The organism is Paenibacillus sp. FSL R7-0340 (genome assembly GCF_038002205.1).
GTDB classification, from domain to species: Bacteria; Bacillota; Bacilli; order Paenibacillales; family Paenibacillaceae; genus Paenibacillus; species Paenibacillus polymyxa_B.
In genome coordinates this window covers 50,805-73,121 of sequence record NZ_JBBOBY010000001.1, presented here as the reverse complement: position 1 = coordinate 73,121, position 22,317 = coordinate 50,805, and the positions used below count along the sequence as shown (strand labels likewise).

Annotated in this window: 21 protein-coding genes; 20 read left to right on the top strand and 1 reads right to left on the bottom strand. The window is 48.3% G+C overall.

Features of this window, described 5'->3' with window-relative positions:
- Nucleotides 1–16: 16 nt before the first annotated feature.
- Nucleotides 17–217, bottom strand: coding sequence for a hypothetical protein (locus MKX59_RS00240; protein WP_023986434.1), 201 nt, complete (start codon nucleotides 215–217; stop codon nucleotides 17–19).
- Between the two features lie 74 nt (nucleotides 218–291).
- Here MKX59_RS00240 and pth point away from each other — a divergent pair, with 74 nt between their 5' ends.
- The 20 genes from pth (at nucleotide 292) to ftsH (ending at nucleotide 22,057) form a co-directional block, all read left to right on the top strand.
- On the top strand, nucleotides 292–852 hold the full coding sequence (gene pth / locus MKX59_RS00235; RefSeq protein ID WP_023986435.1) for an aminoacyl-tRNA hydrolase: 561 nt from the start codon (nucleotides 292–294) through the stop codon (nucleotides 850–852).
- An 86-nt stretch (nucleotides 853–938) separates the two neighbouring features.
- Nucleotides 939–1,169, top strand: a complete 231-nt coding sequence (locus tag MKX59_RS00230) for an anti-sigma-F factor Fin family protein (RefSeq protein WP_013308128.1) — start codon at nucleotides 939–941, stop codon at nucleotides 1,167–1,169.
- A gap of 134 nt (nucleotides 1,170–1,303) precedes the next feature.
- Complete coding sequence (mfd, locus tag MKX59_RS00225; RefSeq protein ID WP_076295904.1) at nucleotides 1,304–4,831, top strand: transcription-repair coupling factor; 3,528 nt, start codon at nucleotides 1,304–1,306, stop codon at nucleotides 4,829–4,831.
- Nucleotides 4,815–5,933 carry a peptidylprolyl isomerase gene (locus tag MKX59_RS00220; RefSeq protein ID WP_023986437.1) on the top strand — a complete coding sequence of 373 codons (1,119 nt, stop codon included), beginning with the start codon at nucleotides 4,815–4,817 and terminating at the stop codon, nucleotides 5,931–5,933. Before mfd ends, MKX59_RS00220 begins: the two co-directional genes overlap by 17 nt.
- A gap of 167 nt (nucleotides 5,934–6,100) precedes the next feature.
- Nucleotides 6,101–6,643: a stage V sporulation protein T gene (gene spoVT, locus MKX59_RS00215; RefSeq protein WP_023986438.1), complete on the top strand. Its 543-nt coding sequence runs from the start codon at nucleotides 6,101–6,103 to the stop codon at nucleotides 6,641–6,643.
- Between the two features lie 141 nt (nucleotides 6,644–6,784).
- Nucleotides 6,785–8,443: a putative polysaccharide biosynthesis protein gene (locus MKX59_RS00210; RefSeq protein WP_068938702.1), complete on the top strand. Its 1,659-nt coding sequence runs from the start codon at nucleotides 6,785–6,787 to the stop codon at nucleotides 8,441–8,443.
- Between the two features lie 159 nt (nucleotides 8,444–8,602).
- Nucleotides 8,603–10,102 carry a nucleoside triphosphate pyrophosphohydrolase gene (mazG, locus tag MKX59_RS00205; RefSeq protein WP_340857270.1) on the top strand — a complete coding sequence of 500 codons (1,500 nt, stop codon included), beginning with the start codon at nucleotides 8,603–8,605 and terminating at the stop codon, nucleotides 10,100–10,102.
- Between the two features lie 333 nt (nucleotides 10,103–10,435).
- Entirely contained in the window at nucleotides 10,436–10,708 is a 273-nt protein-coding gene (locus MKX59_RS00200; RefSeq protein ID WP_007428028.1) for an HU family DNA-binding protein, read from the top strand.
- Nucleotides 10,708–10,986: an RNA-binding S4 domain-containing protein gene (locus MKX59_RS00195; protein WP_016818913.1), complete on the top strand. Its 279-nt coding sequence runs from the start codon at nucleotides 10,708–10,710 to the stop codon at nucleotides 10,984–10,986. The genes MKX59_RS00200 and MKX59_RS00195 overlap by 1 nt, the downstream gene beginning before the upstream one ends.
- Before the next feature lie 179 nt (nucleotides 10,987–11,165).
- Entirely contained in the window at nucleotides 11,166–11,450 is a 285-nt protein-coding gene (yabP, locus tag MKX59_RS00190; protein WP_013368685.1) for a sporulation protein YabP, read from the top strand.
- A complete protein-coding gene (yabQ, locus tag MKX59_RS00185; RefSeq protein WP_023986441.1) occupies nucleotides 11,447–12,025 on the top strand; it encodes a spore cortex biosynthesis protein YabQ in 579 nt (192 codons plus the stop codon). The genes yabP and yabQ overlap by 4 nt, the downstream gene beginning before the upstream one ends.
- Before the next feature lie 4 nt (nucleotides 12,026–12,029).
- Entirely contained in the window at nucleotides 12,030–12,359 is a 330-nt protein-coding gene (locus MKX59_RS00180; protein ID WP_160788579.1) for an FtsB family cell division protein, read from the top strand.
- Nucleotides 12,360–12,482: 123 nt separating this feature from the next.
- Nucleotides 12,483–13,007, top strand: a complete 525-nt coding sequence (locus MKX59_RS00175; RefSeq protein WP_014279051.1) for a S1 domain-containing RNA-binding protein — start codon at nucleotides 12,483–12,485, stop codon at nucleotides 13,005–13,007.
- Nucleotides 13,008–13,013: 6 nt separating this feature from the next.
- Nucleotides 13,014–13,220: a hypothetical protein gene (locus MKX59_RS00170; protein ID WP_023986442.1), complete on the top strand. Its 207-nt coding sequence runs from the start codon at nucleotides 13,014–13,016 to the stop codon at nucleotides 13,218–13,220.
- A gap of 292 nt (nucleotides 13,221–13,512) precedes the next feature.
- Nucleotides 13,513–16,020, top strand: a complete 2,508-nt coding sequence (spoIIE, locus tag MKX59_RS00165) for a stage II sporulation protein E (protein ID WP_028542513.1) — start codon at nucleotides 13,513–13,515, stop codon at nucleotides 16,018–16,020.
- A gap of 126 nt (nucleotides 16,021–16,146) precedes the next feature.
- Nucleotides 16,147–16,896 (top strand): VWA domain-containing protein, encoded by a 750-nt coding sequence (locus tag MKX59_RS00160; protein ID WP_023986444.1) that lies wholly within the window; start codon nucleotides 16,147–16,149, stop codon nucleotides 16,894–16,896.
- Nucleotides 16,880–17,818, top strand: a complete 939-nt coding sequence (locus MKX59_RS00155; RefSeq protein ID WP_076265352.1) for a protein kinase domain-containing protein — start codon at nucleotides 16,880–16,882, stop codon at nucleotides 17,816–17,818. Before MKX59_RS00160 ends, MKX59_RS00155 begins: the two co-directional genes overlap by 17 nt.
- Nucleotides 17,819–17,884: 66 nt before the next feature.
- Complete coding sequence (gene tilS / locus MKX59_RS00150) at nucleotides 17,885–19,333, top strand: tRNA lysidine(34) synthetase TilS (RefSeq protein WP_076265353.1); 1,449 nt, start codon at nucleotides 17,885–17,887, stop codon at nucleotides 19,331–19,333.
- 47 nt (nucleotides 19,334–19,380) lie between these two features.
- Nucleotides 19,381–19,920, top strand: coding sequence for a hypoxanthine phosphoribosyltransferase (gene hpt / locus MKX59_RS00145; RefSeq protein WP_023986447.1), 540 nt, complete (start codon nucleotides 19,381–19,383; stop codon nucleotides 19,918–19,920).
- A 97-nt stretch (nucleotides 19,921–20,017) separates the two neighbouring features.
- The gene (gene ftsH, locus MKX59_RS00140; RefSeq protein WP_028542511.1) at nucleotides 20,018–22,057 is read left to right on the top strand and encodes an ATP-dependent zinc metalloprotease FtsH; all 2,040 of its coding nucleotides are present in this window, start codon (nucleotides 20,018–20,020) and stop codon (nucleotides 22,055–22,057) included.
- The last annotated feature ends 260 nt before the right edge of the window (nucleotides 22,058–22,317 follow it).

The window sequence follows — 22,317 nt, the reverse complement described above, 5'->3', positions numbered from 1 at the left end:
CTATCAGCATGTCAGGCTAAAAGCCTGGGCGAGATATGAATGTGAAGCGTTGACGATTGTATAGTGTGTCCTCTATTTCGACGAAATGCTCATTAAAACGCGCAACGATGCCAATCTGAATATGTACATTCCCGTCATATATCTGGACAGGAACGGAATGTTTTAAATGATATAGAAAATGGCTGTCATATAAGAGGATATCACCTTGATTGAGCATACCGGCACGCACCTTCCTATTCAATACAACTATTTTACCAAAAAATACAGACTGCGAAAGAGGGTGTCAAGGTTATGAAGTGGATTGTAGGATTGGGCAACCCCGGTCCCCAATACGAGAAAACGAGACATAATGTCGGATTTATGGCATTGGATGCTCTTGCCTCACGTCATAACATCCAGATTAACCAAAGCAAATGCAAGGCGTTGATTGGAGAAGGCCACATTGGTGGCGTAAAAACCGTACTGATTAAGCCAATGACCTATATGAATCTATCAGGCGAGTCTCTACGTGCTTATATGGACTACTATAAGGCCGATATGGAAGATCTGGTTGTCGTGTACGATGATCTGGATACTGAAGTCGGTAAAATAAGATTGCGTTATCAAGGTAGCGCAGGCGGTCATAACGGCATTAAATCGATCATTCAGCATACCGGCACGCAGTCCTTCAATCGGATACGTATGGGCATTTCCCGCCCGGAACCTGGACATGCTATTGTCGATTATGTTCTGGGTACCTTTCCCAAGAAGGAAAAAGAATTACTGGCCGGAATGATCGAGGACACGTGCAACGCCTTAGAGCATAGCTTGAGTCATCCGTTTGAACGGACGATGGCTGAATTCAACAAGTAAGTTCAGACGCAGGCAGACGGGCTTAAATGGAAGATTGTTGGACATACTGAAAGGTATAGAAAACTTTCAGGAGGCATATACATTACATGATTGTTAATTATGTATGCAGACATTGTCGAACTTTCTTGGGACGAATTGATTCCGCGGCAATAACCGAAGAAAGGTTGGGCTTCCATTCCTTGACCCCTGCCGAACGTAGAGATATAATAGCGTATAATTCGGGTGGTGAAGTGACCGTCAAAGTCATTTGCGAGCATTGCAGTCAGGCATTGGAGAATAATCCTGAGCTGAGTCTGCTCGTTAATCCGCTCCAATAACAGGTATTCAACTGGTAGGATGTACCAGCTTGAGAGGTGAAGCGGCAATTCCGCTTATGGAGCCTTGGCAGCATTGCTGAGGCTTCTTTTTCGGTTTACATGTAACTATTTATAAGCATAAAGGGGTGCCTTTTTTGTTACAAGCACTTATTCAGGCTTTTACGAAGGATGCTGATTATGCATCCATTGCAGCAGGTATATCATCAGGAATGAAGGAACAACTGATATCAGGTTTATCAGGCTCTTCCCGACAGGTACTGATGGCCGCGCTTGCCGAAGATACCGGACGACCGTTAATGGTCATGACGCACAATATGTTTGCCGCTCAAAAAATAGCAGATGACTTACAGGAAGCGCTTTCTCCTGATCAGGTTTTATTGTATCCTGCTAATGAGCTGGTAGCTGCTGAAGCAGCAATATCCAGTCCAGAGACATTGTCCCAACGAATTGATGTATTGATACGCTGCGCCCAGGGTTTTCGTGGGATTGTTGTCGTGCCGTTTTCTGGTGTCCGACGTTTACTGCCAATTCCGGAAACATGGCGTGAGGCTCGTATTGAGCTGAAAGAAGGCGAAACGATTCAGCTGGAAGCGTTTTTGCTACATATGGTCGAGATGGGCTACCAGCGTGTAGAGCGTGTGGAATCACGTGGAGAGATGAGCGTACGCGGAGGAATTATTGATTTTTATCCAATGACAACCCGTTGGGGTTATCGTGTGGAGCTGTTTGACGATGAAATTGATTCGATCCGTAAGTTTGATCCGCAAGATCAGCGTTCGGTGGAGAAGGTTCAGGACGTTACCGTAACACCGTGTAAGGAAGTTATTGCGAATAACCAGCGTATGGACCAGGCGGCGGATGCCGCTGCTATTTTGTTGGAGGAACAACTGGGCAAAATGACGGATCGTCAAGCTAAGCAGCATCTGAAAGAAGAGATCCATCGTGAAATTGAGTTGCTGCGAGAGCATGTGTATTTTGACGAAATCTATAAATATATCTCCCTGCTGTATCCTGAACGTAAAACCCTAGCAGACTATATGCCGGAAGATACGATTCTGATTATTGATGAACCGGCACGTATGCTGGAAACAGCCAAGCAACTGGAACGAGATGAGTCAGAATGGAATCTGCATTTGCTTCAAAACGGTAAAACGTTACCGCAGCTAGAACTGTCAGATGACGCGGACAATCTGCTGTACAACCGGAGATTTCAGACGTTGTTTCTGTCGATTTTCCTCCGTCAGGTTCCTCATACCCAGCCACAAAATATTTTGAACTTCATCTGCCGAGGCATGCAGGATTTCCATGGCCAAATGAATGTGCTCAAGGCGGAGATGGATCGTTGGCGCAAAGCAGGCACACAGGTTATGATGCTGGCGAGTGGAGATGAACGTCTGGACCGGATGCGCAGAGTGCTTGAAGATTACGGTATTGATGAGCCGACGATGGCTATAGGCAATCTGCAAAGCGGTTTTGAAATGCCGTCTATTCATCTGGCAGTCATTACCGAGGGTGAAATGTTTTCCCAGAAGCAGCGGAAAGCTCGTAAGCAGGGTCGGCATGTGGACAATGCAGAACGGATTAAGAGCTATAGCGAGCTGAAGGTGGGCGACTACGTCGTACACCAAAATCACGGGATCGGGAAGTACATGGGGATCGGCACGCTGGAGGTTGGCGGTATCCATAAGGATTACATGCATGTCCTCTATGCGGGTGGAGATAAGCTGTCTGTGCCGATTGAACAAATTGATCTGATTCAGAAATATGTCGGCTCAGAGGACAAGGAACCCAAGATTTATAAACTGGGTGGCAATGAGTGGACACGGGTTAAAAGTAAGGTGCGCAGCTCGGTTCAGGATATTGCGGATGACTTGATCAAGCTATATGCAGAACGACAGTCGGCACCAGGGTTTGCTTTTGAAAAGGATTCACCTGAGCAACAAGAGTTTGAAGATATGTTCCCGTATGATGAGACACGTGACCAGATTCGGGCCATTGAAGAGATTAAGAAGGACATGGAGCAGAGTCGCCCGATGGATCGTTTGCTATGCGGTGATGTAGGTTACGGCAAAACTGAAGTTGCTATTCGTGCTGCTTTTAAGTCTGCTATTGAAGGTAAACAAGTAGCGGTGCTGGTACCGACGACAATTTTGGCACAACAACACTATGAGACGTTCCGTGAACGTTTTTCAGGGTATCCGTTCAATATTCAGGTATTGAGCCGTTTCCGCTCGCGCAAAGAGCAGAATGAGACGATTAAAGGGGTCCGGCAAGGCACGGTCGATATTGTCATTGGTACCCATCGTCTGTTGTCGCAGGATCTGGTGTTTAAGGACTTGGGAATGCTGATTGTCGATGAAGAACAGCGATTTGGCGTAACCCATAAGGAAAAGCTGAAGAAGCTGAAAACGAACGTAGATGTGCTGACGTTAACGGCAACACCTATTCCGCGTACGTTGCATATGTCCATGCTGGGTGTACGTGACTTGTCAGTCATTGAGACGCCACCGGAAAACCGTTTTCCAGTGCAAACCTATGTGGTTGAGCACAGCCAGACTCTAGTTCGTGAGGCCATTGAACGCGAGATGGCACGCGGAGGGCAGGTGTACTATCTGTATAATCGCGTGCAGGGCATTCAGGAGATGGCTGCAGAGATCAATGCGCTCGTACCGGAGGCCAAGGTGGGCGTGGGTCACGGACAGATGTCCGAAACCGAACTGGAGAAAACTATTTTGGATTTCCTGGATGGCGAATATGATGTACTGGTCAGCACGAGCATAATCGAAACCGGTGTGGATATTCCAAATGTGAATACACTCATTGTGCATGATGCCGATAAAATGGGGCTATCCCAGCTTTATCAGCTACGTGGGCGTGTAGGTCGTTCCAATCGGATTGCCTATGCTTACTTCACGTACCAGCGGGATAAGGTGCTCACGGAAGTGGCAGAGAAGCGCCTTCAGTCGATTAAAGAATTTACGGAGCTGGGCTCCGGGTTCAAGATTGCAATGCGCGATTTGTCCATCCGTGGAGCGGGTAACTTGCTTGGCGCTGAGCAGCATGGATTCATCGCATCCGTCGGTTTTGATCTTTACTCGCAGATGCTAGCTGAGGAAATTAATAAACGTAAAGTCAGCGTACTTGGAGAAGAGGATCAGTCCAATCGGAATTGGAGTACGTCGATTGATTTAGGCGTCGATGCTTACTTGCCGGGAGACTATATTTATGACAGCATCCAGAAGATTGAGATTTATAAAAAGGTTGCAGCGGTCAGCACCTTTGACGAGGCTTCTGAACTGGAAGATGAACTGGTCGACCGATTTGGCGATCTGCCAGAGGCTGTGCTTCATTTGCTAGCCGTGGCTCGTCTCAAGGTATATGGACGCATGTATGGCATCGAGTCCATAGTGCAACGGGATGACAATATAGTGCTGAAATTCCATGAAGGGCGTCAGCAGGCGGTACAGACTGCTAAACTTGCCGAGATTGGCAATCGCTTTGAAAGACGTGTACAATTTGAACAGGGCACTTCTATGAGCGCACGCATAAAGGGCAAAGGTCTAAATGATCCACAGTTGCTAGAACTGCTGGAACAATTTTTGAGTGCATTGAAAGAAGCATTCACATTGAAGGAGGAACTGCAAAATGCCACAACTAAATAAAAGAAAACCTTGGAGAATGCTCTCCTTGGGAATGGCAGCGCTGCTAGCTATATCCGTGCTGGCAGCATGTACGAAGCAAGCGGATGAGAACAAGGTCAAGGATGAACCGAAGGACAACAGCAAGGTTGTCGTGACCTATAAGGGTGGAACCATTACCGAAAATGAGTTCAACCAAGAAATCAGCATGATGAAATTCCTTTACCCGGAATATGAGGCTGCGTTAGCTTCGGATCAGGTACGGGAGCAAATTGTAAAGCAGGAAGTGGTGTACAAGCTTCTGGCGGCCAAAGCGGACGACAAAGCCAAGGAGCAGGGTGCCAAAGAAGGGAACGAACAGCTGGAGCAGTATAAAAAGTCAGTCGGAGAAGATAAGTTCAAGACATTTCTGAGTGATAAAAAACTGACCGAACAAGGTGTGAAAGATTACTTCACGCGTGTAATGACGGTAATCAACAGCGAAACCAACAAAGTAACAGATGATCAGCTAAAACAGGAATTTGAGAAAAATAAAGATCAATTCACAACAGCAACCGTGCGTCATGTATTAATTAACTTCGAAGATCCTAAAACGAAGAAACAGCGCAAAAAAGAGGATACCCTCAAGCTGGCCAAAGAAGTGAAGGCGAAGCTGGACGGAGGAGCGGATTTTGCGACGATTGCCAAGAAGTATTCAGAAGACCCAGGTTCTGCGTCTAACGGAGGCCTGTATGAGAATGCATCCGTAGCGCAATGGGTACCTGCATTTAAAGAGGCCGCTGAGACTCAGCCGATTAACAAAATCGGGGAGCCAGTGGAAACGGAATACGGATATCACGTGATCAAAGTGGAGTCCCGCAATGAGCCAACGTTTGATAAATTGAAAGACAACGAAAAGGCTGCCCTGAAAAATAAATTGGCCGGGGAAAGTATCCAAAACTTTACCGAAAATGATTTGACGAAGCTTGATTTGAAAATCAATCTGCCGAAGGTACCAGCTACGCAAGAGAAAAGCGGTGCAACTTCCGGTGCTGGTAGCACAACTACACCGGGCGCAGCAACAAACGGTACGGGCGATACCAATGCAGGAACAGCCAAAGATGGAGCTACAAACGAAGGTAAATAACTGAACATGCATAAGGAATTGGGAACAGATGAATACTATGGTCAGATATCACCATAAACACCATGACCGTGACGTTCTTCGTGACCGCTTCTGGGGGAGTGGAAGCGTCTTTCGATACCGTCAGTAGTTTACTAAATTCTTCTTGAGAAAGTGGGGCAACATGTGAAATGAAAGCTACTGGTATAGTTCGCCGTATTGATGACCTTGGGCGGGTAGTTATTCCAAAGGAAATTCGCCGCACCTTGAGAATTCGTGAAGGAGATCCGCTTGAGATTTTTGTGGATCGTGACGGAGAAGTCATTTTGAAAAAGTATTCACCTATTGGTGAACTTGGTGATTTCGCCAAAGAATATGCTGAGTCCCTGTTTGAAAGCACGGGCCATATTACAATGATTACCGATCGGGACACCATTATTACGGTGGCTGGAGGCTCTAAAAAAGAGTTTCTGGACAAGCCAATCGGTAGCATTATCGAAGGTAGTATGGATAATCGCAAAACTGTGCTGGAGACAGCCAGCGGCTCCTATGAGCTAACGCGAGACCACGAAGAAACACTCTCGTCCTTTGTGGCGGCTCCCATTGTTTCCGGTGGTGATCCCATTGGTTCCGTTGTATTGTTGAACAAGGACGAAAATGTAAAAATGTCCGAAATGGAGATCAAAATGGCTGAAACAGCCGCTGGCTTCCTGGGCAAACAAATGGAACAGTAACATCCCGTTTTACCCCTGTATGACGTACAGAATGGCGAAAGCCGTCCTGCGTTGTACAGGGTTTTTTTTCTTTCCGGGAGAAGAGGCGGTATAATAGGACTCGTGAAAGATGCATATTTCAGGTGGGAGTGAAGACGGAGAATGCAGGAAAATCGCGCCGCTTCGCGGCTGCTACGGGGTGCTGTCATTTTGACACTGGCAGCAGTAGCGAGCAAGCTGATCGGCACAGTGCAAAAAATCCCGCTGCAGAATATCGGCGGCGACGGCGTGTTTGGCATTTATAATACGGTTTATCCTTTTTATACGCTGTTCATTACCATTGCAGCTGCTGGATTTCCGGCTGCAATATCCAAATTTGTAGCTGAGTTTGAGGCAGTGGGAAACCGGGCAGCGGGGCAACGTGTTGCTCGGCTATCTTCGCTTGTCTTGGGTGTCTTTGGATTGATCTTGGGCGTGCTGATGTATACATGCGCGCCGCTCATTGGTCAATGGATCGACAATGCTCACGTTATTCCGTCGGTGAGGGCGGCGGCGTTTGCCTTTTTGTTCGTACCGGTTATGGCGGGATTGAGAGGATATTTTCAAGGTTTGCAAAATATGCTTCCGACTGCTATCTCCCAAGTGACGGAGCAGGCGATACGGGTAAGCGTGATGATTATGCTGTTGCTGCTCATGCTGTCGCAAGGAGCGGGGGCGGATATGATTGCCGCCGGAGCAGTGTTTGGTTCAGCAGCAGGTGGAGCAGCGGGATTGGTCGTCATGTTGCTATATTGGCGAAATCACAGGAAGAGGCTTAGAAGGCAAGGGACGGTCATGGCGACAGTGCAAGCACAAACTGGAGAGCTACACCCGGCGGAAAGCAACGGTGCCTTGCTAAAGGCGCTGCTGCGTTATGCCTTGCCTGTTTGCCTTGGAGCGCTAGCCGTTCCGTTAATTAGCCTGGTAGACACTTTTACCGTACCTCGCTTGTTAAAGCAGGAGGGTTTGGACGATACTGCGGTTATGGTGGCCTTTGGCGTGTATAACCGAGGTCTGCCGCTGGTACAGCTAGTCATGATGTTTGCTACCACACTGTCGGCATTATTCATTCCATCGCTGGCTGAGGCGCGGGTGACCGGCGGTACGGAGCTGGCACGTCGCCAGTGCGAGCAATCGCTGCGCTGGTTTTGGTTGCTGGGACTAGCCGCTGCGACAGGCCTGATCGTGCTGGCTGTGCCCGTCAATGTGATGCTGTATGCGGACGACACCGGCAGCGAGGTCATGCGCTGGATGGCGCTAACCGCCGTAGGCGGTACGCTCAGCATCATCTCGGCTGCGCTGCTGCAAGGGCTTGGCGCGGTTCGCGCGCCGGCTCTGGCGATGCTCGCGGCCGCAGTAGCCAAGGCGCTGCTAAACTGGCTGCTCGTGCCGCAGCTAGGCACGGCTGGAGCCGCCATTGCGGGGGCTGTCGCCTATCTGCTGGCGGCGGTGATCAACATCGTGCTGCTGGCTCGCTTGGTAGGCCTGCGTGGGAGCTGGTCCGCCAGCGTGCTCAAGCCGGCGGCACTGCTTATCGCCCTGGCTGGTGCGGCCGGGGCGGCGATGTGGGGCACCAGCGCTGTGCTGGGTGCCTTGGGATGGGCTGCCGGAGGTCGCGCCACGGCAGCCGCGGAGAGCCTGCTGGGCGTAGCAGCAGGCGCCGTTGTGTTCGTGATCGGCCTCGCACGCTTGAGGCTGATCACGGAAGCCGAGCTTGTGGCGGTGCCCAAGCTCGGACGCCCGCTGGCAGCCGTGCTGCGCAGGCTGCGTGTACTGGCTTAGCCCAGGCATAGGGCTTAGGGCGCGAAAGTGGCACAGCCATTTTATGAGCCTATACAACTTTGTGGTATAGTAAGTCCCAAAGCAAAGGAAGCGGAAGCGGGGGTAGGCCGTATATTTTTTCGAGCATGAACCTTGTTTCTGCGAAACGGAGGATTGGATATGAGCGTAACATTAACGGTCGTAGGTTTGGGCTCGGGAGATCCGGATCAGCTTACGATAGGGATATTGAACAAAATGCGGGGCGCTTCAGCGCTGTATCTGCGGACCAAGGAGCATCCTGCGGTTCAAGTGCTGAATGAGTTTGAAGTGGCTTTTGAGTCGTTTGACGAGGTATATGAGACAAAGGAGTCTTTTCCAGAGGTATACGAGGAAATTACCAGCCAATTGATTACGATGGTTGCTAAGGCGGTAGACGGAAGCGAAATCGTATATGCGGTTCCCGGTCATCCGATGGTGGCAGAAGCAGCGGTGCAGTTGCTTAAGGAGCGTTGTCCTGCGCAAGGGATTGAACTGAACATTCTGGGTGGCGAAAGTTTCCTGGATGAAGCTTTTGTGCGTCTTGGTTTTGATCCGATCGAGGGTTTCCAACTGTTGGATGCAGGTACACTGGATGCCAGCTGGCTCCAGCCTCAGTTGCATACGCTGATCGGACAGGTGTATGACACCTTCACGGCTTCTGATGTGAAGCTGTGCCTGATGGAGCGGTATCCTGACGATTATGAGGTGTACGTCGGTCACGCTCTTGGGGTGGAAGGCGAGGAAGCGGTGCACAAGGTGCCGCTGTACGAGCTAGATCGAGTAGAGGGCTACGGGAACCTATCCTTGGTATACATACCTCGCAGTGAAGATGAGGCACTGAAACGGCGTTCTTTTGACCGTTTACACGAGATTGTCGATATTTTACGCAGTCCGGAAGGCTGTCCATGGGATCGTGAACAGACACATCAGTCGATCCGCAAAAATCTGATCGAAGAAACGTATGAAGTCATTGAAACGATAGATGAGGACGACCCTGAGCATATGAAGGAAGAGCTGGGCGATCTGTTGTTGCAAATTTTACTGCATGCCCAAATGGAAGAGGAAGTCGGAACCTTCAATGTGTATGATGTTATCCAGGGGCTGAATGATAAGCTTATTTTCCGTCATCCACATGTATTTGGTGACAATCAAGCGAATGATGCGGAAGAAGCGCTGCAAAACTGGGAGCAGATGAAGGCTGAGGAAAAACGGCTTAAAGGCACGACGGCAGCAGACCCTTCCGTACTGGATGGGGTTCCACGTGATCTGCCTGCTCTTATGAAATCGTACAAGCTCCAGAAGAAAGCAGCTAAAGTAGGCTTTAACTGGGATAGCATTGAGGGCGTATTCGATAAATTGGACGAAGAAGTGGCTGAGCTGAAGGAAGCGGTTCGTGAAGGGCATGCCGTGGAAGCCCAGTTGCTGGAGTTAGGCGATGTATTATTTGTTGCAGTGAATGCAGCCCGGTTCATGGGAGTAGATCCGGAAGAGGCATTGTCCGCCACCAATCGCAAATTTGTCGACCGTTTCCAGTATATTGAGCAGAAATTACGCGAGCAGGGACGCCGTCCCGAAGACAGCAGCGTAGATGAAATGGAGGCTTACTGGCAGGAAGCGAAAAAGCTCCTTGGCAAAGCGTGATTCCACATATTCGCTTTTGGCTGCACAGAACAGTAAAATGAGACATATGCAGGGTTGAAAGAAGGCCCAGTTTGTGAAGACTTGCCAATGGGCAGAGTTTTGTAGTAGGATGTTGGCTTAACTGGGGTCGAATAAAAAAACGCCTGTCATTGCAGGATTTTTACGGACAAGCCAGAATAACTTGTAGTAATTCTGAAAATAACTGTAGCTTATAGTTAAGCGTGTTACAGTGACATTCAGGAGGGCTTCGGCCACAGTTGGACCTCACGTCTGCTCCATAAATGGACATGCAGCGTGATGATTATTTTTTGACATTTGGGAGGCTTTTATCTTATGAACAAGACAGATCTGATCAACAATATTTCCAGCAAAAGCGGTTTGAGCAAACGTGACGTTGAAGCTGTATTGAATGGCGTTCTTGGTGAAATTACAGATGCACTTGCTAGCGGTGACAAAGTGCAACTGATCGGCTTTGGTACTTTCGAAACACGCAAGCGTTCCAGCCGTACAGGCCGCAATCCACAAACCGGTAACACGATTGAAATTCCAGAATCGACCGTTCCTGCTTTTAAAGCCGGTAATAAGCTTAAAGAAGCCGTTAACTAATGCGTCTTGATAAATTCTTGAAAGTCTCGCGGCTGATTAAGCGGCGTACGGTAGCCAAGGACGTCTCCGAACAAGGGAGAGTGCTGGTGAACGGACGCGAAGCCAAGCCGAGCAGTGCGGTCAAAGTAGGCGATGAAATTACCGTCCAGTTTGGCCAGAAGCTGGTGACCGTGCGAGTGGAACGGCTCGCCGACACTACACGCAAGGACGAGGCTGCAAGTATGTACACTTTGGTAAAGGAAGAGCCTATTGCCAGGGACAATGGTTTGAACTGGTAAGCAGACATCTGATTTTCTCACAACTGTACATGAAAGCATTCCTTCATTATTTTATGAAGGAGTGCTTTTTTTTCTTTAGATGACGAGGTTTCGTCCATCATATGCTGATTAACAGCAAAAGCGGTTCTAAATCATACGGCCCCCTTCATAAGCTAAGAACAGAAGGAGGGGTACATGCCATGATTGAACAAGGGAAGTCCAAGCACCATGATCTGCGCATGCAAAGCCGCAAGCAACTCGATATTTCAGGCGTCAGCAATGTGGAGAGCTTTGACAGTGAAGAATTTTTGCTTCAGACCGAGCTGGGCCATCTCACCATTCGCGGACAACATTTACATATCAAAAACCTCAGTCTAGAAGAGGGGCTGTTGTCCATTGAAGGTTTGATTACTTCCCTCGTCTACCTGGAGCCCGGGGCCCCGGCCAAAAACGGAAAAAGCCTATTCGGCAAGCTCTTCAAATGAACCCTTACACACAATGGCTGACATTGACATGGATGCTGTTGTCGGGCATAGCCATGGGAGTGGTGTTTGACAGCTACCGGGTGCTGTCCATCCGCTTTCATTTTGCCCGCTGGAGCGTTCATATGTTGGACGTGCTGTACTGGGTGGCCTCGGCTTTGTTTATTTTCCGTGTGCTATACGCGAGTAATCGCGGTGAGCTGCGGTTTTATGTCTTTTTAGGACTACTTTTGGGGGTTTGGCTCTATTTTTGGGCCTTTAGTGTTACAACCCAACGTTTTGTGGTAATGTTATTAGAGATAGTTCGCAGACTGACGTTGATCGTGAACAGCATACTGCGCATCCTGATTGTTCTTCCGGTGTTAGCGCTGTATCGGCTGTTACGCAAGCTGGTCGGATGGACATGGACACTTATTGTGTTCCTGGGAAGGATGCTGATATACATCCTGATGCCGGTTTGGAAGCCGATCCTATGGCTGATCGGTCCGCTTAAAGCGCGCTGGAAGACTCCAGAGTTGCTCGTAAAGCTGGGTATCAGACTGAAAAACACAGCGAAAAGATGGTTTGGAAGGAGGTAGTATCATGCGTAATTCGTCTGTAGATCGCCATTCATCTTCTACGTCCAAGTCCAACGCGGGCGGGCGCAGGCGAATCATGATTTGGTTGCTATCGCTTGCCGCCTTTGGTAGTTGGGCAATTTTTACCTTTTTTTCTCAAGGCATGATTATGGCCGATCGAAGTGAACAGCTCACCCAGAAGGAAAAGCAGAAGCAAGCTGCTACACAAACGGAACAACAGCTTCAAACCGAAGTGAATCGTCTCAAGGACCCTGAGTACATTGGCGAGATTGCCAGAAGCAAGTACGGTCTTTACAAACCGGAAGAGACGCCAATCATCGAAGATCAGAAATAGGAACATTATCGGGCCAATGCTTAGTTGACCTTGGTTCCGCCATTTTGTATAATCAAATCACCACAGCGGGATTTTTTTGCAAAAAAATCGGTTGTATATTTTAAGGGAGGATCATTTTATTCTATGGCAATTGAAGTGGGCACCAAGTTAGAGGGCAAAGTGACAGGCATCACGCATTTTGGAGCATTTGTGGATTTGTCTGGAGGTGTCACGGGTCTCGTTCACATCTCGGAAATCGCCGATAACTATGTTAAGGATGTTAACGACCACCTGAAGATTAATGATGTTGTGACGGTGAAAGTCATTAATGTTGACAAAGATGGCAAAATCGGACTTTCCATTAAGCAAACGATTGACAAGCCGGCAAGTGAAGCCCGTCCCCCAAGAGCTCCAAGACCGGAGCGTACAGGAGGACCAGGCGGAGGCGACCGTTTCGGCGGTGGAGGTTCAGGTCCAAGTCAAGGACGCGGTGGTGGTGGCGGTGGTTTCAACCGCGATCGTGGAGGCCGTTCTTTCAAGCCTGCACCGGGTAAACCTTCATTTGAGGATAAAATGTCACGCTTCCTGAAAGATAGTGAGGAACGCATTTCGTCGCTGAAAAAGAACACCGAAGGTAAACGCGGAGGACGCGGCGCGAAGCGTGTTTAATTCACTTTGACAACCGTATCAATCATACACGGAAAACCGTACAGTCGAGAGACTGCTACGGTTTTTTTGCGTTCTACCGACAACAGATGCGATAAGCAGCGGCTGTCGGCGCTGAATCCAGTGGTTAGTCGTACGGGCATTTATGAGATTCGCAATTTTGGCGAAGAAGATAAGAGCTACGATGCTGGAAAGTGGATGTTTTTTTTGTCGTGAGGACATAATCGTCCGACAAACTCCAACGGTTTTCCGTCTATCTTCTGTGCAAATCGCTAGTCTGGGCATCAGGACGAACGACATCGAGAGGTCATGTAAAGAGTAGCGGGACGCTTCCTCCATCGGCTTCCATACGGGCGTAGCTTGATGTTCAGAGTGATGCTCTGTCCTTTCGCGCAGAACGTTTTTTTGTCGGAAATTTCTTGGAATAAGACGTGAGGTTCTGACAAACTTTCTCAGTCGTTCCGGTTTAAGATGGGAACATCAAATTGATGAATGGGGTGCCTGACGCATGATGGAGAAATGGAACGTGGTACATTTTCCGGGGTTAAAATCTAGAAAGTCCAAATCCAAAGAGCGTACGGAAGGGTGGTCTTCCAGACTCAAGAAACGGCTGGATTCACATAAAGTGGTGCAATGGGTAACGGCGCAAAGATGGATGCTGCTATTGTCAGCTATGGGAGTTCTACTAGGACGCGCCACTATTTTGGACGAGCTTTCTCCCTTTGCCCTCGCTTATTTTGCGGTCATAACGTTTCTTCGGCGTGATCTGATGCTGCCTGTAGCTGTATCAGTTGTGTTAGGCAGCCTGCTAGCTCCTTACCCATCGTTATTTATGATTGGTGGTGAGTTACTGGTATTTTATCTCCTGTATCGCGGGCTACGAACCTTCGACCGTCTGGAATTATCCTATGCCCCGCTTATGGTTTTCTTGTCTGTGTTTATGGTCAATTTATTTAACGCCGTGATGGCTCCAACTTTCACATGGTATGAACTTATCATTGTGGGAACGGATGCGGTTCTCAGCTTTATGCTTACGCTGGTGTTCACGCAGGCCATACCGTTGTTTACGTACCGCAAGAAGACAAGCCAGCTCAAGAATGAGGAAATTTTATGTCTTATTATTTTATTAGCCTCTGTGATGACGGGAGCAGTAGGATGGACTGTTCATTCATTGTCTGTCGATCATGTACTGTCGCGATATTTGGTCTTGGTGTTTGCTTTGGTGGGAGGTGCTTCGCTGGGGGCATCGGTCGGTGTAATTACTGGCTTAATTTTAAGCTTGGCCAATATGTCTGCAATTGTGCAGATGAGTTTACTCGCTTTTGCAGGTTTGCTGGCAGGAATGCTGCGTGAAGGAAAAAAAGGTGCTGTTGCGCTTGGGATGCTGCTAGGCTCCTCAATCCTGACAATCTATTTGGACGGGACCGGAGACGTGCTGACGTCAACCTGGGAGAGCTGTGCGGCGATTCTATTATTCTTAATGACCCCAAAAAGTTTCTTTAAAGCGGTTTCTACCTATGTTCCCGGTACGCAGGACCACGCCAAATCTCAGCATGAATATGCCAAAAGGGTCCGCGATCTCACCGCAGAGCGGGTAACGAAGTTTTCTCGTGTATTCAGTCAGCTATCCCGCAGCTTTCATCAGATATCTGCGAGTGAGAGCACGAAGTCGGATGGTGAAATCGAACACTTTATGAATGCGGTGGCGGAAGGGACATGTGCCTCCTGCTTCAAGTGTGAGCAGTGCTGGGACGGCAAGTTTATGCAAACTCATCAGTATATGACGGAAATGATGAGCGCCATTGAGGATAACCCGGATTTGGAACCAGAGCAGATACCGCCGCAATGGAGCAAGGCATGTGCTAAAACGGGCGCTGTCCTGCAAGTGATGAAGCAGCAGTATAGCCTCTACCAACATAATATGCAGTGGAAGCGCCAAGTATACGATAGTCGTCAGCTTGTTGCTGACCAGCTATCGGGTGTATCACAAATTATGGAGGATTTAGCGCGAGAAATTCAGCGGGAAGGGCAGACCATGCATCGGCAGGAGGAGCAAATACGGGAGGCTCTTGATAGACTGGGCTTGTCCATTCAATCTATTGAGATCATAAACCTGGATGCAGGTCAGGTAGAAATTGAGATTGTCCATGCCTATACAAGGGGATTTGATGAATGTCGGAAAATCATTGCTCCACTTCTGTCGGACATACTGGACGAGCATATAGCTGTGATGCGCGAAACGGAGGCAGATCGCCGCCAAGGCTTAGCTACAGTCATGTTCGGCTCTGCTAAAACGTATGAGATTGCTACAGGAGTAGCTAGTGCCGCCAAAGGAGGCGATTTTTTCTCAGGTGACAGCTACAGCATGATGGAGCTAGGGAACGGGACTTTTGCAGTCTCTTTAAGTGATGGTATGGGGAACGGAGAGCGCGCGCAGCAAGAGAGCAGTGCAGCACTTAACATTTTGGAGGAATTACTCCAATCGGGTATGGACGAAAAATTGGCGATCAAGTCGGTTAACTCTGTCTTGATGCTGCGATCACCTGAGGAAATGTATGCTACGGTCGATATGGCGCTGATTGATCAGTACACGGCCCAGACAACCTTTATGAAGATTGGGTCTACGCCGAGCTTTATTAAAAGAGGGGAGGAGGTCATTCCCGTATCTGCCAGCAACTTGCCGATTGGCATTATACAGGATATTGAAGTTGATTTGGTATCACTGCAGCTCCAGCCGGGTGATATTCTCATTATGATTACAGACGGTATATACGACTCACCGGGTTATGCGGTTAATAAGGAAATATGGATGAAACGCATGATTCAGGAAATTGAAAGCGAAGATCCACAGCAGTTGGCCGACTGCTTACTAGAAAGGGTTATTCGATACCAACAAAATCAAATCTATGATGATATGACAGTAGTCGTTAGTAAAATAGATCACTTCCGCCCAGAATGGGCAACTCTCCATGTACCTGGCATGAGGTGGTTGGAACGTCCACGGACGGTGAGCTAATCCGACATTGCCCGGGAAATTCCTTATTCGTTTTTAAAAATCCGCATCCTTCGTTTGAATCGTTCCGGATTAGGCAAAGATAGAATCTATCGGGATAGATTAAGAGGAAGCGGAGGTCAAAAAACAATGAAGCAAATTTTGATCATTACAGACGGATGCTCAAATGTAGGTGTTAGTCCAGTCATGGCGGCTGCCCAAGCTTTACGAGAAGGTATTACAGTGAACGTCGCCGGAGTCATAGATTATGGAACTATTGGCGAGCTTGGCAGCGCGGAGATTCAAGAAATTGCTAAAGCAGGGGGAGGGTTTAGCCAAATCGTTGGGACGAAGCAGTTGGCTCAGACCATGCAGATGATGACGCGCAAAACGGTGGTTCAAACCATTCAGCAGGCGGTTAATAGAGAGTTAACGCACATTCTGGGTGAGGGTGGCGCCAAACATATCGGTGAACTTCCTCCGGCAAAACGAGCCCAAGTGGTTGAGGTGATGGATGAGCTGACAGAAACAAGCACCCTGGAGATTGCTTTGCTCATTGATGCAAGTGCGAGCATGAAGCCCAAGCTGCCTGCTGTAGAGGACAGCATTCGTGATTTGCTGCTCAGTTTACAGTCCAGAAGCGGACACAGCCGTATATCTGTATTTCATTTTCCGGGCGGAAAAATGGGAGAAGACGCAGTCATGGATATCGGTTGGACCTCTGAGCTTAACCAGATCAAATCGATATTTGGACGCTTGCGGATGAAAGGGGCAACACCGACAGGTCCTGCCATTTTACAAGTGATTGATTATTACCGATATGTTACACTAGGAGAACAGAAAGATCTGGAAGAATCCTATGGCAAAGGAGAAGGGATGCTCGGTGACTACGTCGTCTGATCCCGTTCTTGCACCCGGAACGGTCATCAAGGGCAAGTGGAAGCGGAGCAGCTATGTCATCCAGCGCTTGCTGGGCCGGGGAGCGAACGGAACTGTATATTTGGTAAAAGAAGCACAGGCCGATCGGCAATTTGCTCTGAAAATGGGGAAGAACACGCTTGATCTGCAATCAGAGATTAATGTGCTAACCACATTGCAGTCTCAGGGGACTCAGGCCGCCCTTCAGCGAAATGGAAGTCCTTCCTTTTTGTTTGAGGTGGATGATGTAGTGTTACGCAGCGGAGAAATCCCCTTTTATGTTATGCGATATGTTAAAGGTGATCCGCTTCATCGTTTTGTGGCAGCCAAAGGGTCGGAATGGTATGGTGTGGCTGGAACCGGTATACTGAATCGTCTGGCGGATCTCCATCAGGCAGGATGGGTGTTTGGCGACCTGAAGCCGCAGAATATTTTGGTCAATGCCTATGGAGAGGCTGAATTAATTGACTACGGTGGGGTGTCTCTTGCTGGTCGGAGTGTTAAACAATTTACAGAATGGTATGACAGGGGATTCTGGAATGCTGGCAGCCGAAATGCCGATTCCCAGTATGATCTGTTTGCCTTCGCTCTTCTAACGATTCATATATTGGAGAGCGAATCGTTAAAGGCGGCTGCGAGCAGGCTGCCACAGTTGCGTAATACGGCAGAATTGACGGTCATCATTCGCCGCAGCCGTGTATTACGCCCCTATGCCGAATGGCTACTGGGTGCAGTGCGTGGAGAATATTCCGATACTCGTGCAGCGGCCCGATCTTGGTCACGTTTGGCTTCCGCACATGTCAGGCAATCGTCGGTCAAAAGAGGGAACCCACGCTGGCTGGGATATGCTTTCACGGTATCGCTTTTGCTGCTTGCCGGAGCGCTCTGGATTGCGTTAAGGTAGCAGCATGACTTACATAAGATAACAGATGATCATCATTTTTACGGTCGGGAGAAAAGAGGGTCGTGAATGGGAACAACAAAACCGACCGGTGTTGTACAGGAAGTGCTCGCCTTGGCGCGAGATCATTCACTGTGGAGCCCCGGAGACCGCATTGTGGTTGCTGTATCCGGTGGGCCGGATTCGGTGGCCCTTTTGCACATTTTACATGAAATATCCGTTATACATATGCCTTTACAACTCGTCTGCGCTCACGTTCATCATGGCTTCAGACCAGAGGAATCGGATGCGGAGGCTGAAGAGGTACGCAATATTGCCCGAAAGCTTGAACTTCCATTTGAAATGACTCGGGTGGATGTACCCGCTTATATGAAGGAGAGCGGGAAGGGGCCACAGGAAGCAGCCCGCGAGCTGCGCTACAGCTTTTTACATGATATGGCTACAAAGTGGGAAGCGCAGCATATTGCAATGGCCCACCACGGCGACGATCAAGCCGAAACGGTTCTCTTGCACTTGCTGCGTGGTAGCGGCCCAGCAGGTTTGGTGGGTATGCGTTTGGCGCGCAGGGAAAAAAATGTGCAACTCATTCGCCCGCTACTACGTATGTACAAGGCTGACCTGATTGAGTTTTGTAACTTTTATGGTCTTTCCTATGTGATAGACAGCACTAATTCATCTTCCAAATACCGTCGTAACGCCATTCGCATGGATGTGCTTCCTTTTTTGGGGCAATATAATGAGCGACTGACACCGTCCCTAAACCGGCTGGCCGAAACGATGGCTGACGAAAATGACTTTATGGAGGCATCCACACTGTCGGCATACGAGAAAATGGTGCGCTTGGATAATGGCAGGTACATGTTTCCCATCGCTTCATACCGTAAGCTATCCGTTGCTTTACAACGGAGGTTGATTAAACTAATATTAAATTATCTGCCTTCGGACAGTGAAAATTTTGATTTTCGTAAAATTGAGACCGTTCGACTAAGACTTCTCCAAGAGGCATCGTCTACATGGAGTTTGGATTTGGGAGGCGGTGCGGTTGGAGTCCGCGAATATGACCAGGCGGTTTTGTTTGACCGTACGCAAGTCGTTATGGGCGAATGGTGCTATGGACTAAGTGTATTGCCTATTTCCGGTGAGCTAGAGTTGCCTGAGGCAGGTGGTATACTTCGGTGGCGAAGGGCTTCCTATTCGGATGCGGACCATCCGGTGAATAAGGAGGAAGCGTGGTTCGACGCAGATCAATTGAGTCTGCCTTTGACTGTACGCTCGCGATTACCTGGAGATACCATGTATGTAATGGGATTAAACGGAAGAAAAAAGGTTAAAGATATTTTTATTGATGAAAAAATACCTCCTTCAATGCGTTCCGTTATTCCCATCGTCTGCGACCACTCTGGGGCTATTCTCTGGATTCCGGGCGTACGACGTTCTGTACATGCCGCGGTGCAAAAGCACACGTCTTCGGTTATATATATGTCATGGCAAAGACGAGAGAGTCCGGGGCACCGGTAATTGCGCAGGAACGGCTTTCATAGTATAAACTTAGGAGGTTTACACCGTTGCAGAATGATATTCAGGAAATATTGATCAGCGAAGAAGAAATTCAGAGTAAAATTAAGGAATTGGGTGCACAGCTCAGCGTAAAATATGAAGGAAAAAATCCATTGGTGATTTGCGTGCTGAAAGGTGCGTTTATCTTTATGGCTGATTTGGTTAAATCCATTACAGTGCCGTTGGAGCTTGATTTCATGGCTGTATCAAGTTATGGAGCGTCTACAAAATCCTCAGGTATCATCAAAATCATTAAAGATTTGGACGCATCTGTGGAAGGACGCGACGTTCTGATTGTCGAAGATATTATCGACAGCGGCCTGACGCTGACGCATTTGATTGAATTGCTTAAGAATCGTAATGCCAATTCGGTATGTGTCGTAACCTTGTTCGACAAGCCTGCACGCCGGACAGTTAATCTTGAAGCAGATTATACTGGATTTACGCTTCCAGATGCGTTTGTTGTCGGCTACGGTCTGGACTATGCCGAGCACTACCGGAACCTCCCATACATAGGGATTTTAAAGCCGGAAATCTACACCAGCTAATCTCAGCCTCCAGTCCTAGGACTAAATAAGGCCCTTTGTTGAGAAGGACTTACAGGCTATGGTAAAATAACTTAAGTGTCTCGAGAGGAGGTAGGGGATGAATCGGTTCATCCGGAATTCTGGTTTTTATTTGATTCTTTTTTTAGTTGTGGTGGGTATCGTTCAGTTTGTTAGCAACAGTAACGAAGCCTCCGATCTCCCTAGATATGACCAATTACGGCAAGAGGTTAAAGCTAATAACATCTCTAAAGTAACGGTCCAATTTGACGGTTACGCCTATCTTGTAACCGGTGCATATAAGAAGCAGCCGGCTAATGCTAAATCGACCAATTTTTCCGTATATGTTCCACCAACGGATCAAGCACTAAGTGAATTGGTGAATGCCAGCGAAACGAACGGGTTTGAATACGTGCAGAAGAAAATGGAAGGCGAAAGCATTTGGCTGACGTTTTTGACTTCTATCATTCCTTTGGTGATCATGTTCCTGTTATTCTTCTTCCTGTTTAATCAGGCACAGGGCGGTGGCGGCAAAGTTATGAACTTCGGCAAGAGCAAAGCTCGTCTGTATAACGAAGAGAAGAAGAAGGTTACGTTCGAGGACGTGGCAGGGGCTGACGAAGAGAAGCAGGAGCTTGTCGAAGTCGTAGAATTCTTGAAGGACCCACGCAAGTTTGCAGCTGTGGGCGCTCGTATTCCAAAAGGTGTTCTGTTAGTGGGCCCTCCAGGTACGGGTAAAACACTCTTGGCGAGAGCTGTTGCAGGCGAGGCCGGAGTACCGTTTTTCAGCATCTCGGGTTCTGATTTTGTAGAAATGTTTGTCGGGGTCGGTGCTTCCCGTGTTCGTGATTTGTTCGAGAACGCGAAGAAGAACGCACCTTGTATCATTTTCATTGATGAGATTGATGCCGTTGGACGTCAACGTGGCGCCGGATTGGGTGGCGGACATGATGAACGTGAGCAGACGCTCAACCAATTGCTCGTAGAGATGGATGGATTCGGCGCAAACGAAGGGATCATCATCGTAGCCGCTACAAACCGTCCGGATATTTTGGACCCGGCGTTGCTTCGTCCAGGACGTTTTGACCGTCAAATTACGGTTGACCGTCCAGATGTTAAAGGCCGTGAAGCAGTATTGTATGTACATGCTCGCAACAAGCCATTAACGAAGGATGTTAAACTGGACGTAATTGCGAAACGTACAACAGGCTTTACGGGCGCTGATCTGGAAAATCTGTTGAACGAAGCTGCCTTGTTGGCGGCTCGTCGTAACCGCAGAGATATTTCGATGCGAGAAGTAGATGAAGCCATCGACCGTGTTATCGTAGGTACAGAAAAACGCAGCCGCGTAATCAGTGACCGCGAGAAACGAATTGTTGCTTATCATGAAGCAGGCCATACGATTATTGGTTTCTTCTTGGAAAATGCCGACATGGTTCACAAGGTAACGATTATTCCACGTGGACGTGCAGGCGGATATGTCATCATGCTTCCGAAGGAAGACCGCATGCTGACTACCAAGCAGGAATTGCTGGACAAAATCACTGGATTGTTGGGTGGACGCGTATCCGAGGAACTGTTCATTGGTGAGATCGGAACGGGAGCCTATAGCGACTTCCAGCAAGCGACAAGCATTGCACGCAGCATGATCGTAGAATATGGTATGAGTGAGAAGCTTGGTCCAATGCAGTTCGGTACTTCACAAGGCCAAGTATTCCTTGGACGCGATATCGGTCATGAGCAGAACTACAGTGATCAGATCGCTTATCAGATTGACCAGGAGATGAATCGCTTCATCACTGAATCTTATGAGCGTGCTAGAGAACTCCTGACCAAGTATTCCAAAGAGGTTCATTTGATTGCTCAAACCTTGCTGGTAGAAGAAACCTTGGAACTTGAACAAATCAAACGTTTGATCGAGACAGGTTCTTTGGATGGTGGCACGACTGAGGGAGAAGGAACACCGGAAAATGGTGAGCCTGTGATCGACAACATTGGAGACGTCCGTGTACGTATTCAAGGTAAGGATGACGAGCCTAAGAATACAACGGATCAACCGAATGATATCCCTAATCTGCAAAAGCCAGAGGATGATAACAATTCGGGCAACTCCGGTGGTACTCCACCGACAACAACCTAATCATCCGATGGATAGTTGAATAAGCGTATATGTAAGCTCCGGGGAACCAGGTATTATGGGTTTTCCGGAGCTTTTTAAATGGAAGATTATTGCTAACGTGATTTGACAGACACCGGAACGTTGTGTACATTTATTGTTAAATAAACGGCTGTCGTCTTCTTAGCTTATAAAAGCCAACAGCCGCTGCAATCGACTTTCTATCATTTTGAACATATACGTGAGCGCATACTGTAGAACCTATGGTGTGCGCTATTCTTCTG

Bases quoted from the DNA above. Each gene is read 5' to 3' on its own strand.
- MKX59_RS00240 (WP_023986434.1), bottom strand. From the start codon at position 217: ATGCTCAATCAAGGTGATATCCTCTTATATGACAGCCATTTTCTATAT.
- pth (WP_023986435.1), top strand. From the start codon at position 292: ATGAAGTGGATTGTAGGATTGGGCAACCCCGGTCCCCAATACGAGAAA.
- MKX59_RS00230 (WP_013308128.1), top strand. From the start codon at position 939: ATGATTGTTAATTATGTATGCAGACATTGTCGAACTTTCTTGGGACGA.
- MKX59_RS00220 (WP_023986437.1), top strand. From the start codon at position 4,815: ATGCCACAACTAAATAAAAGAAAACCTTGGAGAATGCTCTCCTTGGGA.
- spoVT (WP_023986438.1), top strand. From the start codon at position 6,101: ATGAAAGCTACTGGTATAGTTCGCCGTATTGATGACCTTGGGCGGGTA.
- MKX59_RS00210 (WP_068938702.1), top strand. From the start codon at position 6,785: ATGCAGGAAAATCGCGCCGCTTCGCGGCTGCTACGGGGTGCTGTCATT.
- mazG (WP_340857270.1), top strand. From the start codon at position 8,603: ATGAGCGTAACATTAACGGTCGTAGGTTTGGGCTCGGGAGATCCGGAT.
- MKX59_RS00200 (WP_007428028.1), top strand. From the start codon at position 10,436: ATGAACAAGACAGATCTGATCAACAATATTTCCAGCAAAAGCGGTTTG.
- MKX59_RS00195 (WP_016818913.1), top strand. From the start codon at position 10,708: ATGCGTCTTGATAAATTCTTGAAAGTCTCGCGGCTGATTAAGCGGCGT.
- yabP (WP_013368685.1), top strand. From the start codon at position 11,166: ATGATTGAACAAGGGAAGTCCAAGCACCATGATCTGCGCATGCAAAGC.
- yabQ (WP_023986441.1), top strand. From the start codon at position 11,447: ATGAACCCTTACACACAATGGCTGACATTGACATGGATGCTGTTGTCG.
- MKX59_RS00180 (WP_160788579.1), top strand. From the start codon at position 12,030: ATGCGTAATTCGTCTGTAGATCGCCATTCATCTTCTACGTCCAAGTCC.
- MKX59_RS00175 (WP_014279051.1), top strand. From the start codon at position 12,483: ATGGCAATTGAAGTGGGCACCAAGTTAGAGGGCAAAGTGACAGGCATC.
- spoIIE (WP_028542513.1), top strand. From the start codon at position 13,513: ATGATGGAGAAATGGAACGTGGTACATTTTCCGGGGTTAAAATCTAGA.
- MKX59_RS00160 (WP_023986444.1), top strand. From the start codon at position 16,147: ATGAAGCAAATTTTGATCATTACAGACGGATGCTCAAATGTAGGTGTT.
- tilS (WP_076265353.1), top strand. From the start codon at position 17,885: ATGGGAACAACAAAACCGACCGGTGTTGTACAGGAAGTGCTCGCCTTG.
- ftsH (WP_028542511.1), top strand. From the start codon at position 20,018: ATGAATCGGTTCATCCGGAATTCTGGTTTTTATTTGATTCTTTTTTTA.